The organism is Poseidonibacter lekithochrous (assembly GCF_013283835.1).
GTDB lineage: Bacteria > Campylobacterota > Campylobacteria > Campylobacterales > Arcobacteraceae > Poseidonibacter > Poseidonibacter lekithochrous.
Window position 1 is genome coordinate 2543143 of sequence record NZ_CP054052.1, and the last position, 18705, is coordinate 2561847.

The 18705-nt window shown below is 27.0% G+C and carries 15 protein-coding genes; 6 read left to right on the top strand and 9 right to left on the bottom strand.

Annotation, left to right across the window (positions count from 1 at the left end):
- Positions 1-17 precede the first annotated feature (17 nt).
- Positions 18-2621 (bottom strand): ABC transporter substrate-binding protein, encoded by a 2604-nt coding sequence (locus ALEK_RS12040; protein ID WP_071627733.1) that lies wholly within the window; start codon positions 2619-2621, stop codon positions 18-20.
- Positions 2622-3461: 840 nt separating this feature from the next.
- Here ALEK_RS12040 and ALEK_RS12045 point away from each other — a divergent pair.
- Genes ALEK_RS12045 through ALEK_RS12055 form a run of 3 tightly spaced genes read left to right on the top strand, consistent with a single transcriptional unit; the run spans position 3462 to position 8815 of the window.
- Positions 3462-5372: a Dam family site-specific DNA-(adenine-N6)-methyltransferase gene (locus ALEK_RS12045; RefSeq protein ID WP_087148735.1), complete on the top strand. Its 1911-nt coding sequence runs from the start codon at positions 3462-3464 to the stop codon at positions 5370-5372.
- A gap of 4 nt (positions 5373-5376) precedes the next feature.
- The gene (locus tag ALEK_RS12050) at positions 5377-7230 is read left to right on the top strand and encodes an McrB family protein (protein WP_071627734.1); all 1854 of its coding nucleotides are present in this window, start codon (positions 5377-5379) and stop codon (positions 7228-7230) included.
- 1 nt (position 7231) lies between these two features.
- Positions 7232-8815, top strand: coding sequence for a DUF2357 domain-containing protein (locus tag ALEK_RS12055; protein WP_071627735.1), 1584 nt, complete (start codon positions 7232-7234; stop codon positions 8813-8815).
- Between the two features lie 982 nt (positions 8816-9797).
- Here ALEK_RS12055 and ALEK_RS12060 read toward each other — a convergent pair.
- From ALEK_RS12060 to ALEK_RS12065, 4 genes are all read right to left on the bottom strand, one after another.
- On the bottom strand, positions 9798-9935 hold the full coding sequence (locus ALEK_RS12060) for a hypothetical protein (RefSeq protein ID WP_164072455.1): 138 nt from the start codon (positions 9933-9935) through the stop codon (positions 9798-9800).
- Between the two features lie 98 nt (positions 9936-10033).
- Complete coding sequence (locus ALEK_RS17675; protein WP_265734125.1) at positions 10034-10165, bottom strand: hypothetical protein; 132 nt, start codon at positions 10163-10165, stop codon at positions 10034-10036.
- A gap of 120 nt (positions 10166-10285) precedes the next feature.
- Positions 10286-10420: a hypothetical protein gene (locus ALEK_RS17680; RefSeq protein ID WP_265734126.1), complete on the bottom strand. Its 135-nt coding sequence runs from the start codon at positions 10418-10420 to the stop codon at positions 10286-10288.
- A gap of 102 nt (positions 10421-10522) precedes the next feature.
- On the bottom strand, positions 10523-11290 hold the full coding sequence (locus tag ALEK_RS12065; RefSeq protein WP_071627736.1) for a TIGR02757 family protein: 768 nt from the start codon (positions 11288-11290) through the stop codon (positions 10523-10525).
- A gap of 59 nt (positions 11291-11349) precedes the next feature.
- Between ALEK_RS12065 and ALEK_RS12070 the strand changes: the two genes are divergently transcribed.
- From ALEK_RS12070 to ALEK_RS12080, 3 genes are all read left to right on the top strand, one after another.
- Positions 11350-11931 carry a nitroreductase family protein gene (locus tag ALEK_RS12070; protein ID WP_071627737.1) on the top strand — a complete coding sequence of 194 codons (582 nt, stop codon included), beginning with the start codon at positions 11350-11352 and terminating at the stop codon, positions 11929-11931.
- An 83-nt stretch (positions 11932-12014) separates the two neighbouring features.
- Entirely contained in the window at positions 12015-12806 is a 792-nt protein-coding gene (locus ALEK_RS12075) for a substrate-binding periplasmic protein (RefSeq protein ID WP_071627738.1), read from the top strand.
- Between the two features lie 64 nt (positions 12807-12870).
- Positions 12871-13695 carry an SDR family NAD(P)-dependent oxidoreductase gene (locus ALEK_RS12080; protein ID WP_071627739.1) on the top strand — a complete coding sequence of 275 codons (825 nt, stop codon included), beginning with the start codon at positions 12871-12873 and terminating at the stop codon, positions 13693-13695.
- A 29-nt stretch (positions 13696-13724) separates the two neighbouring features.
- On the opposite strand, the gene ALEK_RS12085 is transcribed toward ALEK_RS12080, so the two are convergent.
- The 4 genes from ALEK_RS12085 to ALEK_RS12100 all read right to left on the bottom strand — a co-directional run bounded on the left by ALEK_RS12085 (position 13725) and on the right by ALEK_RS12100 (position 18679).
- On the bottom strand, positions 13725-15464 hold the full coding sequence (locus ALEK_RS12085) for a Na+/H+ antiporter NhaC family protein (RefSeq protein WP_071627740.1): 1740 nt from the start codon (positions 15462-15464) through the stop codon (positions 13725-13727).
- A gap of 79 nt (positions 15465-15543) precedes the next feature.
- Positions 15544-16185 (bottom strand): hypothetical protein, encoded by a 642-nt coding sequence (locus ALEK_RS12090; RefSeq protein WP_071627741.1) that lies wholly within the window; start codon positions 16183-16185, stop codon positions 15544-15546.
- 64 nt (positions 16186-16249) lie between these two features.
- Positions 16250-17944 carry a sensor histidine kinase gene (locus tag ALEK_RS12095; RefSeq protein WP_083574692.1) on the bottom strand — a complete coding sequence of 565 codons (1695 nt, stop codon included), beginning with the start codon at positions 17942-17944 and terminating at the stop codon, positions 16250-16252.
- A 48-nt stretch (positions 17945-17992) separates the two neighbouring features.
- Positions 17993-18679 (bottom strand): response regulator transcription factor, encoded by a 687-nt coding sequence (locus ALEK_RS12100; protein WP_071627742.1) that lies wholly within the window; start codon positions 18677-18679, stop codon positions 17993-17995.
- Positions 18680-18705: the final 26 nt, after the last annotated feature.

The following is an 18705-nucleotide window of genomic DNA, read 5'->3' on the forward strand; positions in this document are numbered from 1 at the left end:
GTATTTTCAAAGGGCTTTTAAGAAATAGGAAGTGTTATCGTAAACTGGGCACCAGTATATTCAGTTTGCTCATACTTATAACTTGTATTATTAGATTCAATAGTTCCATTCATACCATCTACTATTAAATTATAAGTCATATAAAGTCCCAACCCTGTACCTTGAGATTGTTGTTTAGTTGTAAAATATGGCTCGAATATTCTAGGTAATACATTTTCAGGTATTCCACCTGCATTGTCTTTGATTTTTATAACAGCTTTATCATTTTCTAAATATGAAGAAATAAATATAAGTTTATCATCAACATTTTTTTCATTTAAACTATCTTTTGCATTATTAAAAATATTGATAAAACATTGGATTAATTCATTTGCATATCCATTTATTTTAATATTATCATCTAACTCTAAAACTATAGAAATGTCATTACTTTTAATTGTACCATCTACTAATAGTAAAAAACTATTAATATCATTTGTTAAAGTAAAGATTTTTTTATTTTTTTCCCCTTTAATAAAGTCTCTAAAATCATCAATAGTTTTTGATAAGTATTGAGCATTATTACCTATTGCATCACATGTACTATTAAACATATCATCACTTAATGCACCATATTCTTTTTGTAGTTTCATGCCTGTAACACCTGTAGATATTACAGAGAGAGGTTGTCTCCATTGATGAGCTATATTTCCTATCATTTCACCCATTGATGCTAGCTTTTCTGATTGAAATAGTTTTTCTTCTATCTTTCTACTTTTTTCAACTTCTAAAACTATCCTATCTTCAAGACTTCTATTAATTTCACTTATCTCTTTTGTTTTCTCTTTAACTAAATATTCTAAATTGTTATTAGCTTTTTTTAAGATGTAGTGTCTATATAAAAACAATAAAATAATAATAAATACAAAACCAAGAATCTGCCAAACTAATCTATAGTCAGTTCCTTTTTCATATTTGATAGATACCCAATTGTTTAATATCTCTTGCTGTTTTTTGATATTAACACTTTTTACAGCTTTATTTAATACATTCAATAGAATTTGATCATCATTTCGAACTGCTACACCAAGATGTGAGCTTTCATCAAGTTTTCCTGCTATTTTTAGATTAGCTAATAAACCTTTTTGGAATTGTAAACTTATACTTGGTAGCATTCCTATATAACCATATAGTTCACCTTCATTTACTTTCATTAATCCATCTTGAATATTTTCTACTTCTACCATGATTAAGTTTGGATATTTATTTTTTAATAATTCAGCGTAAGAATAACCTTTTACTATCCCTACCCTTTTATTTTTAATATCTTCAATATTATTTATAAATGGTACATTCAATTTTGTTGCAATAACTATTGGTACATTTAAATACGGTACACTAAAATTAAGATAATTTTTTCTACTAGAAGTTTCCCTTGCCAAAGATAAAATATCACATTTTCTTGTTTTTACATTTTCTAGTGACTCACTCCATGTTTTTGTTTTTAATACAGTGATATCTGTTTTTAAATTATTTCTAAAAATATCATAGTAATCAGCAGTCATACCAATATGTTTACCATTTTCATCAAACTTTTCAAAGGGCATAGCATTAGGGTCAATACACATAATAATGTTTTTTTTCTCTTTAAGATATTTTTTTTCTTTTTCTGTTAAGTTAATATTATTGATATTTTCATTGTATATAAATTCATTTATGTCAACTTGATTATCTAATAATCCCATAACATTGTACAAATCAGCAATTCTTTTGAGTTTATTTTTATCAATATTTCCTAAATTATTAGTATTGTAAAAAGATAGTTTTTTAAGCTCTTTACCTTCAAAAATCAATTCTTCTTTTGATAAATTCTGTGTATTATATTTTGATAGTATTAAATCAACAGATTCTTCGATATTAGAATATGCATACTCCCATCCTTTTAATGAAGCTCTTTTAAAAGCTTTTACCATTTTAGGTTCATTAGAAATCAGATGCTCACTTGTAAATAATAAATCACTATACATATCAAAACCATATTCTTTTGGTGCAAACATATTGTAACTTATCCCCTTATTTTGCAAAATAAAGGGTGATTTAGATGTATATGCAGACATAATATCAGTATTTTTTTCTATTAAATCATTTATGTCATGAGTATGTTTTAAAAAGTTTAAATCTTCTAAATCAACATTTTTAGAATTAAGCATTGCTTTAAGAGAAACTTCACTTGCATTAGCAATTGTAGTCATGATTCTTTTATTTTTAAAATCATTGATAGAATTTATTTTTGATTCTTTTGTAGTTAGAAGAACAAGAGGACTGGCTTGAAATAAAGCATATAAAGCAACAATATTTTTGTGCTTAGCTCTATCTAAAATTAAAGCCTCTCTTCCAATTGCAAAGTCAATTGTATTATTACTAACCTCTTTTGGTATATCTATTCCAAATTTGAATGGTTTTATTTCAACATCCAATCCTAGTTCTTTATAAAAACCTTTTTCTTTTGCAATATAATAACCTGCAAATTGAAATTGGTCGAACCAAGATAATTGTAGAGTAACTTTCTTAACTTCTGATGTTGCAGTTAAAGATTGTGTAAACAATAGTAAAATAATAATAAATTTATGTAAATAATTCATAAGTTAATTATACATGTATTCTATTTAATATGCTCTTTTGAACTGTATAATAAAATAACATCAAATGAAGTGATAAAAATTAAGAATAAAATGTACCCTACTGTATTATCAAATGCTTAATAAGAATAAATAATCCTAAAATATTTGCTTATAAAAAACTATAAAACTTATAAAGTACATTAAACTATATAGTTTAACAGTTTTAATGAGAATGAAGTAACTTAATTTTTATTTTTAAATTATATTTAATATAAAATGCAATATAAATTACAATGTTTAATATCTAAAGCTTCTTAAATATTATAAGCAAAGCCCTAATAACATATAAATGACATAAACCAATGTAGTTTATGTCGTTTCAGCAGGTGTAATTAAGCTAATAATGTCAGATTAGGCTCTTTAGTTGAAAATATTCTCTAGGCTAGGTCAAATAGACCAACATTGATTTTATAGTCTTTTGATAGAGAAGTGATTTTACGAGAAGTGAAGCATCTTCCAGTATCCTTATTTACTCCTACAATATTTTTAGCACGCATAAGGTTCTCTTGGATTACATTCATAATGGTGTAATCTATCTTTGTCTCTATATAAAACAATGATGACAATGTTTCTATTACTGGTATTTATTGTAACAATTTTTACAAATATAAATTTATAAATTTTGTATTAGATATTGTTCAATAACTTAGAATTTACTATAAATAAGCTAGAATAGCGAAAAAGTATACATAAATTAAAATATGTTTAGTTGTAAAATATTTATTACAAATTGACATTATTTTAAAAGAAATATGTAAATTTTGTTAAAATACACAAAATCAAATCTAAGGTAGTATAGTATTGCAAACACTAGTAAATAATAAAGATAATAATATTATAAATAAAAATAAGCTTGTAAAACCAATCTTAAAATGGGCAGGAGGTAAAACGCAGCTTTTACCTGAATTAATTAGTAGAATGCCCCTTCAGTATAATAATTATATAGAACCATTTTTTGGTGGTGGAGCACTTTTTTTTGCAAATAACCCTGAAAACTCTATACTAGCTGATATTAACCCAGAACTTGTAAATCTTTATACCTCAATAGCTAAAGAACCACAGAATATTATTAGTATATTAAAAACTTACGAAAACTCAGAAGAATTTTTTTATGAAATGAGAGCTCAAGATTACAATTCTCTTACAAATATAGAAAAAGCAGCTAGAACTTTATTTTTAAATAAAACATGCTTTAATGGCCTATATAGAGTTAATAAAAAAGGATTATTCAATACTCCATATGGAAGATACAAAAATCCAAATTTCGTTAATGAAGATGGTATATTTGCAGCATCTCAGATGTTAAGTAATACAACATTTGAAAACTTAGGATATAAAGAAACACTTCATCTTCATGCAAAAGAAGGAGATTTTATATTTTTAGACCCACCATATTTACCAATAGGAAAGTATGAAGACTTTAAAAGATATACAAAAGAAGGTTTTTACGAAGAAGATCACAAAGAATTAGCTAAAGAAGTTAAACGATTGTCCGAAATTGGATGTCATGTTATACTAACTAATTCAAATTCACCTTTAGTTTACGATTTATACGAAGATTTTGATATTACTGTTGTACAAACTAAAAGGTATGTAAATAGTAATGCTAATAAACGTACAGGAGAAGATATAATTGTATCTGCGCCTCCTAAACTTAGAAAAATGGTTAACATTGGGTATAAAGAATTACCAGAACAAGTATCCAAATATCCTACAACAAGGTATATGGGCAGTAAACAATCTTTATTAAAACAAATATCTAATGCTACGGCACCTTTTAAATTTGAATCTGTTTTAGATCTATTCTCCGGAAGTGGAATTGTTAGTTATATGTTTAAAACACTTGGAAAAAGTGTGATTACAAATGATTATATGACTATGAATACAACTCTTTCAAATGCATTAATTAGCAATTCAAATATTAAATTAACAGAAAAAGATATAAATCAATTATTAGAGGGTGAACAACATAATAATGGTTTTGTTTCACAAACATTTGAAAATATTTATTATACAGATGAAGATAATGCATTTATTGATTTAGTTCGAGAGAATATTACGAAGCTTAAATGTAAAACAAAACAAGCATTAGCGATGAGCGCATTAATAAGAGCATGTACAAAAAAAAGACCTAGAGGTATTTTTACATATACTGGGTTTAGATATAATGATGGTAGAAAAGATCTTAAAATGTCATTTGAGGAACAATTTTTATCTGCTATTGAAATTTTAAATAATGCTGTATTTGATAATGGTAAAGTGAATAAGTCATTGAATAAAGATGCAATGAGTTTAAGATCAAAAGCTGACTTAGTCTATATAGACCCTCCTTACTATAATCCAACTTCTGATAATGAGTATGTTAGAAGATACCATTTTGTTGAAGGACTCTCTAGAGATTGGAAAGATGTTCAAATGCAATGGGAAACAAAAACAAAAAAATTTAAAAACTATCCAACACCATTCAGTACGAAAATTGGTGCTTATGATGCATTTGATAAACTATTTAGAAAACATAAAGATAGCATTTTAGTAGTTTCTTATTCTTCTAACTCTTTTCCTACAAAAGATGAAATGATAGGACTCTTGGCAAAATACAAAAAAGATGTAGAAGTAATAGCAATAGACTACACATATAGTATGGGTAACCAAGCTCATAAAGTAAATGATAATAAAAATAGAGTACAAGAATATATTTTTATAGGCTACTAGAAAAATGACTAACAGAGAAAAATATATAATCGTTTTAAAAAAAATTGATGATTGGACAAATACTAAAAATTGGGCTGAAGAAATTGCAAAAGAATTTCCCGATTTATTAGAACATGTAGACCTACAAGCCAAAAAACACAATAAACCCAGCACAGGACTTGCTGAAATTAGACGTAGACTTGATAGTGACTTAAGTTCAAATGGACTTAAATATGTAGAAACAAAATTGGATAAAGAAAAAAAACATAAATTAGCAAGATATAATGAAAATTTTAATCAAGAGGAAAATTTAATGAATATAATTAATAGTACAGATGAGTTTTATGAACATTATAAAAAATCAGGTTTTTATTTCCCAACACCATTATTAACTACTTATGCACTTTCATTGCATACTAAGCCTTTTGTTCTATTATCTGGTATTAGTGGAACTGGTAAAACTAAGATTTCTCAACTATTCAATGTTATGGAAACTTCTGAAAAAGATGAAGATGTACCAGTTGACACAGAATCATTTATTATTAAAGTACCAAAAACTTTTGATAGATTTAATTTCCCTCAAAAACTATTAGCAACAATATTAACAGAGAAGGAACTTGCAGAATTTAATAAAAATGCTGAAAAATTTAAAAAGAGTGGTTCTGGAGGAAATTTTACTAAAGCTCATATTTTAACTATTGAAGATAAATTTGGTGAATTTAAAATTGGAGTATATGGACAAAGAGCATCTAGTCCATTAATAAGAGCTAGATATAAAAAGAGCAGAACTGATAAAACTGGTGAAGACTATGATTCAACAAAACATTTATCTCAAAACTATAATGTTGGTGATATATTAAAACTAGAAAAAACTGGAGAGAAAACGTTCAAAGTAGTCTCAGTAAACGATACCACGGTAAAACAGCAAGTTGAAGCTCATGATTTAAATACTATTCAGCGTTTTTGTTTTATACCTGTAAAAAGTGATTGGACAGATAGTAGTGAATTATTTGGTTTTTACAATTTAATAGAACAAAAATATCATATTACTAAATTTTTAGACTTCATTTTAACAGCAAGAAATAATCCCGAATATCCTTTCTTTGTTCTTTTTGATGAAATGAATTTATCTAAAGTGGAACATTACTTTAGTGATGTTCTTAGTTGTTTAGAGAGTAGAAGAATGGAAGAAGATAACATGCTCCAAGAACCAATCCCTTTATACAATGGATTGAATACATTAGTGACTGATTCAGAAAAGTTTGAAGAGATTCCAAATTCAATTGAACTTCCTACAAATTTGTATATAACTGGTACAGTAAATATTGATGAAAGTACTTATATGTTTAGCCCAAAAGTATTAGATAGAGCTAATGTTATAGAATTTAATGAAGTAAACTTAGATACTTACGGGAAAGAACTGCCAACGGATGATGATCAATATAAATTAAAAGATTTTCCGAATTTTACTGAACTTAATTTAGCAACAATGGAGTCATATAAGGGACTTCCTCCAAAAATCAAAACACATCTAATTGAAATAAATGCAATTTTAAAAGAATATCATTTGCATTTTGGATATAGAACAGCAAATGAAGTAGCGCTATATATTAACAATGCTATAAAATATATTGATAACACTGAAATAACTCAATTAACTGCATTAGATAATCAATTGGTTCAAAAAGTATTTCCAAAACTAAATGGTAGTTATGCAATGCTTGAAGCACCTTTAAATAAAATTTTAAAATACCTGTCAAAACAAGATGATATTTCCAAAATTAAAGCTGAAGACACCTTATTTCCTAAAACTATTAATAAACTACAAAAAATGTATCACAAATTAGCCACAAGTGGATACACAAGTTTTATAGATTAATATGAAAATATTTGAAGATGAATTAAAAACGATAAGAGTCGATAATCAGTTATTAGAGAATAAAACATATTATATAGATTTCGAATCTGCCAGCTCGAATGCTATATTAGAGGAATTAACAAAAACAAAACTTAAGAATTTTGTTAATTGGCAAAGGGGAAATCAATTTGCATCTATTGCCATTAAAAACTTTATTGGTAATATATATTTTTTTGGTAATACATATGATGTAAAAAGTAGCAAATTTCTAACTGAGCTGTCAGGTTCTGATCAATTCCAAACACTCCTAAATGATATTCAAAGTTTATCGAAAAATGTAATTTTTAGTTATAGTTCACCTTCTTTTGTTATGAGAGAAGTTGACTTTACAGATATTCAACCTAGTCTATTATTAATATTTAATTATTACAAACAGATTATTTTACAATGGGGACATACTAAAAATCTTGAATCAAGCTTCCTCCGTATAATTAATAACCCAAACTTTAAATATGAACATAATTATAAAATGGAACATATTCACAAAATAACGAAAGTTGATAGAAAAACACTTTCATCTTTGGCAAAAGACTCTAAATACTACATAAAAATAGATGAAAGTAAAAATCACTTATTAACCCTTCCTATTACTAATTTTATCTCTAAAAATTCAAATGACAACTATTTCCCTCAAAAAACTTTAATTAAAAAAAAGTATTTAAGTTATAATACTTTAGAAAATCAATTTGTGAAATTCTTTTTTGAATATATTGAAAGTATTTCTTACCAATTAAATGGTGTGAAAAATCTGCCAGAAAACGTCTTTAAGGAAATTGAAGATGTTCTTTCTTTTTGTCATATGACACTTAGGAATCCATTCTTCAAAGATATAGGACAAATGCAAACAATACCTATCAATTCTACTGTTTTACAAAGTAGAGCTGGATATAAAGATATATTAGATCATTTTACAAGAAGTCGTTTTGGTATCAAACATGTCTTTGATGAATTTATTCAAGAATCTATGTCAATTGATTTAAAACGTATTTCTGACCTTTATGAATACTGGGTATTTTATCAAATAGCAATCTCATTTTTAGGTAACGATATAATTATAGAACAACAAGACATTGTTCTCAAAGATGGTAATGTATCTTACGGCATATGCTTTAAAAATAAAGATATGTCAGTATATTACAATTATACAGAATCAAGATCAAGAAAGACTACATACAGTGTATCACTTAGACCAGATACTATGGTTAAGATTAAAAAAGATAATAAGACAATAAAATTAATTTTTGATGCTAAATACAAAGTAAAAAATAAATCAACTGAAGAAGGAATTGAAAGGCATATCAAGCCAGAGGATATTTACAAAATGCATACATATTTAGATGCTATTGAAAATTCTCTTTTTGCAGTTGCTATTTATCCAGGAACAGAATTTTATTTTTATGAAAGAATAGCGGGTTCTCAGATAAGAACTAATGTGGAATCTATCGAGACTTTTAATGGGGTAGGAGCAATACCCTTAATTCCTAATGATCGAGATTCGTTGAATCAATTTGATCAATTTGTTTTAAAACTAAAAGAATTAATTTAATTTAGTAGTATGATTCTATTTAGATAAGATAATAATCTGTTAAATTACTTGTATTTTTAATCAAATTAAAACTACAAGTAATTTCTTTTTCTTCATTTCTTCTAATATAAAAGCTTTGATTAATTTTTATTCTCTTTTCTAATTCAAGATATACATTAGATTTAGACTTAACAATTACATGCCCATATGATTTTTGATACAAATCAATATCTAAAATTTCTTTCTTAAAATAGCGATTATCACTATCTTTAATAATTATAAAATCACCTTTTCTTATCTCTTGGTTCTTTATATTAAATTCTAAGCCTGAATTATAATGAACAGCAACTACATCCTCAATTTTAACATATTTACCAATACATTCATATTCAATTTCTTTCTCAATAAGAATATTAAAAAGAAGTCTACCTAGTTTTATTAGTTTTTTTCTTTAATGTAAAAACTTCACCATCAATATAATTCATAGTAACCTCAATATCAAATTTTAATGATTATAACTAAAAGATCATAATTATTTATATAAAAGAAATTATTGAGAGACAACTAGATTCTAAGAAAGATTAAGACAGTTATCTTTTTTTGATGATAGCGAAATTTTTACTTGATTAGACGAGAACAATTAATATACGAAAGCTTTATTAACTTTCATATGTACACTTTATAATTATTATATAAAATTGAATCTATTAATCAATAATAGACTATATTACTGTTATAAACAGTTAAGTACAAAGGAAGATTAAGATGAGTATCACTTCAATTCTAAATAATACTACGGGGGAAGAAATATTAGTTTTAGATATATTTAAAGTAAATCTTTCTTCCCCTTTGACCTACTTGATGGTATTTTAAAAACATTTGTCTCAAAATTAACATCCGAATATTTTAATCCTAGTACCTCACCAGTACTTGTAGATACTGATAAACTGCCTCACCCTCTATTGGCAATCTTGAATATTCTCTCATTGCATTATAAATCTTCTTAGTATCTTAAAGTACACTCAACCTTATTATCAAACTCGGGTAACTCTAATCCATCTAAATTTAATCCTATCTTCTTTGCAAATGTTTTAATTGTATCACCCAATAATGAAACAGTAGCAGGTGCTTTAGTTTGCATTTGATTATTAATAATATCTTGTACATCATCGACTGAATATCATCAATTACAAACTCATGTAAGGTACTACAATGTGTTATTAGAGCAGTTTTATAGTTTTAAATTGTAGAAGCTCTTGCAGAAATAGACTTTGTTTCTATATATCTATTTACTACTTCTAAAAAAGTTTCAGCTTTTTTTGACTCTTCAATAGCTATTTTCTTTGGTCTTAATGTACCCTCTTTTATCAAAATATCTTTTATTACTTGTCTTTGGTTCGATATTTCTTCTAATGCAGATAAAAAAGTAGTTTTCTTATTATTGAATTCAAATGTCTTTTTACCTGTTTTATTTCCAACTTTTGTTCTTAGCTATAATTTAAAAGGATTTGTAAGTAGCTTTGTTGCTTCTTTAGAATCTCTGATACATCTTATATCTGAATTAGTAAATAGGTATATACCTTTACAATCTTTATTTGGAATTTTGATATTTATATATTTCCCCATATTGAGCCTTTCTATATAAGTACACTTTTTTGTAATAACCTATACATAAGTATAACTATTTACAATTGCCTATTTAAAGTACCTATAGCACTCTGTAACTAACTATAGTATCTTTTCTTGCCCAATCCGATAAAGAGCAAAATCATATTTAATTGGATCATTCCCATCAAAATCTTTCAACTTCTCCGTTATCAACATAGCTGATTTCAAGTCATAGGTTTTTCTAGTAAGTAGTCCTAATTTTTGAGAAACTTTAAAAGTATGAGTATCTAGTGGTAATAATAAATCTTTTGTATCTATCCCACTCCATAATCCCATATCTAGATTATCTTTACGTACCATCCATCGAAGGTACATATTCCATCTCTTATATGGGGCATTACCTATTTGTTTTATATTTCCTTCTTTGTCTCTTTTGAAAGGACTTGATACTAAAAATGTAAAACCTTGAGATTTATAGTTTGCTATTTCGTGGATTTTTGATATTACTGCATCTAAACCTTCTAGAATATTGTTTTCTTTTTTGTAAGCATCTACGAATATATTATTTAGAGAGTTTTCTTTTTTCATTTTGGCAAAGACTTTAAATATTGTTTTTACATCTTCACTATTTTGGAATCTATAGTAGTATCCATCTAGGGCTTTATCAATAGTCTTATCATCTGCATCTAATAATGAGAAATCTAAACTATCTAGAAACTTCACTATTAATCTAGCATTTCCATATGCGAAAAGTGCACATAAAAGTATTATATATTCGTCTTTGTATCTACTAGCTACTAGTAGTGGGTCTGGTTTGTCATAGCTTAATTCACAATTATTGTTTCTATTACATACTTCTTGGTCTAAAAGTTCTTTTATATCTGTCATTATTTAACCTAAAATTTTTGATTTGCTATAATATCAAGAAATGAAAAAAAAGAGTTTAAATGAATTATAATGAACTAAAAACATTAGTACAAGATGCAAGAACTACAAGAAGATTCAAAAAAGATTCAAGTGTTAGTTTTGAGGACTTAAGAGAAATCCTAGACCTTGCTAGAATCACATCTAGTGCAAAAAATGTACAACCTATCAAATATATTTTAGTTACAAAAGAAGAAGATGTTTTAAAACTATCTACTACAGCAGCTTGGGCTGCACACTTAAAAGAATGGGATCAAAGTGAAGATGAAAGACCAAGTGCTTTTATTTTGATGTTAAACGACAGAATGATTGATGGTTTCCCAATGTTTGATGCAGGAGCATCTTTCACAGCTATTTCTCTTGCAGCTAAAGCAAAAGGACTATCTACTTGCCCAATGGCTTCAATAAACAAAGAGTTATGTAAAGAGCTATTTGTAATCCCAGATTCTTTTGATGTTATGATTGGAATTGCACTTGGTGTTGGAGTTGAGAAGGTAGAACTTGTAGATGCAAAGAATGGAGATACAAACTATTATAGATTAGAAGACCAAACACACTGTGTTCCAAAGAGAACTTTGGATCAAATTATCATAGGAGAGTACTAAAACTCACATTTTTTGATAAAAGCATTATGTTTTTTTATTAAAGAATTACTATAATAAATAAAAAGTACTAAAGGAGTATTATTATGAATATTAAAAAGCATGTTTTCTTATATTTATTTTCTATACTATTTAGTACTATATACCTAAATGCAAACGAACTACGAATAATCACAAATGAAGAACCTCCGACAAATTACCTAGATGAAAATCAAGAAATTGTAGGTATTACAGTTGACGTAGTAAAAAAACTAAAAGAAGAACTAAAGCTCGATACTCAAATAGAATTTATGCCATGGACAAAGGCTTATAATATTGCATTAGAAAAACCAAATATTGTTATATTCACGGCTGGAAAAACATTTGAAAGAATAAAAGAAGGTTTTCATTTTATTGGTCCAATTGTTACAAAAAAACATATTCTATTCTCAAAAGCTACTAAAAATATCGAAGTTTCCACTGCACTTGATATCAAAAAACAAGAACTAAAAATTGGTGCCATGCAAAACGACTGGAGATCTAAATACTTCAAAGATAAAGGTCTTATAGTTTCAGATGTATTAAATCACCAAGAAAACGTAAACAAACTAATGATTGGAAAAATAGATTTATTAACCTCTTCTAGTTTAGAGTTTCCATTTATTATGCAAAAAGCAAATATATCTATGGATAAAATAAAAGACTCTTATGTATTCAAAGAGTTTGATAGTTATATTATGATCTCAAAAGAAACATCAAGAAAAGATGTCAAAAAATGGAAATTAGCTTTCAAAAAACTACAAAAAACAGACTTCTTTAAAAATACTGCAAAAAAATGGAGCGAGATTTTAGATATAAATCTTGAATACTCAAAAGACAAAGGCTTCTACAAACAATAAGCTTTTATTATTTTTGATATAATACTTCTTTTTTAAATTACTAGCTTATAAAATTAGGATACATATGCAAAATATATTAATAACTGGATGTTCAACAGGTATAGGACTTCAAACAGCTATTACACTAAGAGACAATGGATACAAAGTATATCCAACTGCAAGAGATGAAAAAGATGTAGAGTCACTAAAAGCTCTAGGTTTTGAATACGCTCGAAAACTTGATGTAACAATAAAAGAAGACATAACACTTGCAATTCATCACATTATGCAAAGAGATGAAAAACTAGATGCTGTATTTAACAATGCTGGATATGGACAACCAGGAGCAGTTGAAGATGTGAGTGTAGATACTCTAAAAGAACAGTTTGAAACTAATGTATTTGGTTTACATGAAGTTACACTTCAAGCTATGAGAATCTTCAGAGAGCAAGGTTATGGAAAAATCATCCAACACTCATCAGTATTAGGTATTATTTCACTTAAATTCAGAGGTGCTTACAATGCTAGTAAGTATGCTATTGAAGGACTTGCAGATACAATGAGACAAGAGGTTTTAGGAACAGATATTTATATCTCTACAATTAACACAGGTCCAGTTACTTCAAAGTTTAGAGAAAATGCTCTAAAAAAATTCAATGCGAATATAGATATAGAAGATAGTCCATTTACAGAAGTTTATAAAAAAGAGTTAAAAGTTAGACTTGAAAATGACAAAGATAATACGCCATTTAACTTACCTGCTACTTCAGTGGCAGAAATTGTTTTTGAGATTATGAAAGCAAATAAACCAAAACCAAGATATTATGTGACAAAAGCTACTCATATTTTAGGTTTCTTCAAACGAATCCTAAGCACTTCACTTTTAGATAGATTATTAAATAGGATATAAAAAGAAGGAATTAAATTCCTTTCTTTTTATTAATCCATATAAGGTTTTCCGTAGAATCTTATAACTAGATACATTACTGCTAAACCAAGAGGTAGTAGTAAATATACAGATACACCAAACGCAGCTGGTAAATATCCACATAAAATAGCAACAGCACCTACGAATAACGCGTATGGTAACTGAGTTGAGATGTGATCCATGTGATTACAAGATGAAGCCATAGATGATAAAATTGATGTATCAGAAATAGGAGAACAATGATCTCCAAAGATAGCACCAGTTAATACAGCACCTACATTTAATACGATATAACTATGTAAATCAGCACCTTCTAATCCAGTATTAATTCCAATTGCATTTGCTAAAGGAATAGTTAATGGCATTAAAATCCCCATTGTTCCATAAGATGTTCCTGTTGAGAACGAAATAATAGAACCAAGAATAAAAATAATAGTTGGTAAAATAAACTGCGGAGTTGCATCAGATAATACAGCTACTAAATAAGCGGCAGTTCCTACTTCTTTCATTACAGCAGATAAAGACCAAGCAAGGATTAAAATTACAGCTGTAATAACTAAAGCTTTTACACCATAAACCCATGTTTCAATAGCTTCATGTAATGAGAAAATCTTTTGTTGTAAACCCATTCCAATAGCAACTAATGATGCTAATAATGCAGCTTCAAAGATTACAATAGATGCATCAGCAGCACCAAATGCTTCTCTAATTGCAGCAAATGAATAAGGAGCAGCTTCTAATATTTTTAAAGACTCACCTTCAAGTGCAGATGCACCATTCATATAGAATCCTACAATCGCTACAATAATAAGAGTAAAGATAGGAACAATTGCATTATAAATAGAATAAGTAACACCCTCTTTTGGTAACATAAATGAGTTTTCTTGGTTCATTAATGTACTGTCAGTTTTAGGATCTGTTACTTGTCCAGTTTCATGAGCTCTTTTAGCAGCTGCATGCATTGGTCCAAATTCTCTTAAAGTAAATGCAGAAATAAATACAAATGCAAGCATTAAGATATTATAGAACCTATATGGTAAAGTCTCTACAAATACAGCAAAAGCATTAACTTCTGGCTGACCAATAGCAACATAAGCATCTTTAATTAAAGATAACTCATATCCTACCCAAGTAGAAATAAGTGCAAGCCCAGCAATAGGAGCAGCAGTAGAGTCAATAATAAATGCTAATTTTTCTCTAGCAACTTTTAACTTATCTGTTACTGGTTTCATAATAGGACCCACAACTAGTGAGTTAGCATAGTCATCAAAGAAGATAAAGAAACCCATAATCCAAGTATAAACTTGTGCAGATGCAGGAGTCTTAGCCTTTGCTGCTAATTTTTCAGCAATAGCTCTAGGTCCACCCATTTTAGTAATAACAGCAATCATACCACCGATAGTTAAAACTTGAAGAACAATACCAGCATTCCAAGAATCAGCAAGAGAACCTACCATTTTTCCTGACATGTCAACGAAAGCATTGAAGAATGATGCGAAAATATTCGAACCACTAACATTTACCATAAATGTACCACTAAAGATACCCATAAATAATGAAAAGATAACATTTCTAGTTACAAAGGCTAACACAATCGCTACTAAAGGCGGAATAAGTGTTAATGCTCCAAAGGTAACAGAATTATCTTTTGCATCAGCTGCAAATATAGCAATAGGTAGAATTGCTAACAGCATAAAAGTTTTGAAAAACTTAGTCAAAATAATCCTTTTTTTAAAAATCAAACCCTGCATAGTACCATTTAGTCACTTTAAAGTTACAATTTTATTGTATTTGAATTATATTAAGTTGTATAAAATTACAAAAAATAGTTTATTTACTTTTCATTTCTTTTATGAGTTTTTTTGAGGTATTTAAAATCGCATCATTTAGTGCTTTTTCTAAATATTGTTTTTTTGAATAAATCTCAGCTTGAGAAAAAGACGAATCAATAGAATCATTTACTTCATAATTTGTATAAAGCACATTATCATTTTGATCTAATACTTTTAATTCTATATATAATTTTGCATAAGCAGTAGAGGAAATAAAAGAATCATCCATTTCATATTTTGAAACAAAAAGATGAATAGTATGATTTGCACCAAAGGGAACAAATTTGTTTTTATAAAACTTATCTTCATTCATTGCTCTTGAGAAACCTCTAAATACTAGCTCTTCTAAATTAATATTAAATTTTTCAATTCCTCTTTTTAAATTCAAGGCATCACTGTTTTTAATATCTGGTCGAACACTTGTACCTACATTAATTCCAACATGTTTAGATACATATCCTCCAAGACCTAAACCAATAGAAATAGGAGATTTTACAGTTTTTGGTACATTTGCTATTGATATATTTTTATCTAAAGATATTGAGTTTATTTGAGAGTTTAGACTTATTTCTTTTTTTGAAGAACAAGCTGTAAAAGATATAATAATAAAGAAAAATAATATGCTATTGATATATTTCATAAGAGCCTCTTTTTTTCTTAACTTTAACCTTATAATACTTAAAATATATATAAAGAATATGTAGTTAAATTTCTATAATGAAAGAAGCTCCCTTTGTACTGTTTTCTAAATATAGTTTTCCCTCAAAATGCTCACTAATTATCATACTTGACATATATAGACCTATTCCACTACTTTTATCTTTTGTCGTAAAATATGGTTCAAATATTTTATTTACTAACTCTTGTTTAACTCCATTTGCATTATCAATTACTAATACTTTATTTTTATCCATTTTTATTTTAATACATGGTTCTTTTATTTTTTGATTTATCAACTCATCTTTTGCATTACTTATAAGGTTTAATATTACTTGTGAATACTCATTTTTATAACCTAAAATTTCTTTTGACTCATCAATATCTACTTCTATTAATATTTTATTCTCTACAAGTATTGGTTTTATAATATTTATTGCACTAGCAATTGCATCAATCAAAGTAAATAATTCTTTCTCTTTTTTGGGTTTATAAAAATCTCTAAAGTTATCAATGGTTTCAGACATAAACTCTAGTTGAGAATTGGCTTGTTTCATTTTTTTATCTAAGTATTCTTTATCTAATTCCCCATGCTCATGTGCACTATTTATATTCATAAGAACATAACTTAGATGAGTTAGGGGTTGTCTGTATTGGTGAGCGATATTATTTATCATTTCTCCCATGGAAGCCAGTTTATTTTGATGAATTAACATCTGCTCATGTAATAGTTGCTTATTTTCTAGTTGTTTCATTTTATAAGCCAAAGAAAAAGATAGAATCAAAGATTCTAAAGGAATACCAAAATGTAAGGCATAAGTATCAGGATAATCTAAAAAATCATACTCTATTAAAAATACACATATAAAAATAATACTCCACCCTAAAATATAAAATAGAGCTATTTTATACCCTTGACGATAAACCATAAAAGAAGATAAAACCAAAATACCAAGTAATAAACTAGTAGGAAGATAACCATCAATTATTGCCGTTTCATTAAAAACAATTAAGAATGTATCAATGATTAATAAAATCAGAAAAAATATAAGAACTTTGTCAAGTTTAGGAATATATTTTTTTGAATCTAAAAAAGATCTATTAAATAAAACTGCAAAAATTAAAGCAAATTGACCTAAAACATCAGCTAAAGGAATATATTCATATATTGGCTTGAAAATATCCAGAGTCATAGTATTATTTAATAAAAAAAATAAAAGTGAAAATTGTAATAAAGAGTAATATAAAAAGCTTTTTTCTTTGTTAAAAAGAAAAAGTACAAAATTATATAAAAAAGCACAGAATATTATTCCATAAGCCAAACCAAACAGAAGTTTTTCTGTATCCAAAATACTTTTGAATTCTTCTTCATCATATAGATCTAGAGTTAAATATAAGGAGCTTTTTGTAGAGCTACTATCCATATTTAAAATAATATCTTTAGGCATAGTTTTTTTCAACTCAACAATTAATTGATTATCATCCCTAAAAGCATCAACATTTATATCTTTTATATTTTGATAGTTATGAGTAAAACGTAAGTAGTATTTCTTATCCTCTAAAGCATTTTTATTTAATACTATTTTAAAATCAAGCTTTTCTAAACTATTATCAAACTCTGCTTCTTGAATATCTATATATTTATTCCCCTCCATTGAAACATAAATATTAGTGATAATATCTTGTTTTGTATAAGCGAATAATGTATTCATAAAAATAAGTATTAGAAATAAGTACTTCAAGGACAGCCTTTTATTTTTATGATATTGAAATAATATGTTGAAATAATGTTAATTAATAAAATTGATTTTATAACCTATTCCAGATAGGTTTTCAATTGCATCTAAAGGAAGTTTTTTTCGTAAAGCACGAACAAGACATCGAATAGCATCTCCACTCATATAAGAGTCATACCAAATATAGTTTTGTATTTCTTCATAAGAAATAGCTCTATTAGAATTAATACATAGTAATTCTAAAAAAAGTATTTCATTTTTTGTAAGTTTTTTAATTTCATTATTAACCAATAAAGTTTTATTAAAAGTATCAAAACAAGTATTAGACGAGAGTTTTTTTATATTAGAAACATCTTCTTTTATATTTGAAATGCAAGTTTTTAAAACTGGCATTAATTTTGATTCAAGTATAGGTTTAATCATATATTTAACAAGATGTAACTCAACAGCTTCCATTAAATAATCTGTATCTGTATGAGCAGTTGCAATAATAATTTGAGTTTTTTTATCCTCACGTCTAATTTCTTTGGCTAATTCTAAACCATTTAAATTTGGCATATTAATATCTGTAATAATAATATGAGGTTTCACTTCTCTTACAAGTTCTAATGCCTCTATTCCATCTTTTGCTTCATAAACATTATCAAAATATCTACTTAAATACTCTACTGCATTCTCACGAATCAATGCTTCATCTTCTACATATAATAGTTTTATATTTTTGAATTCTTCTTTTTTCATAAAAACAAGTATATCAAAATTTATGC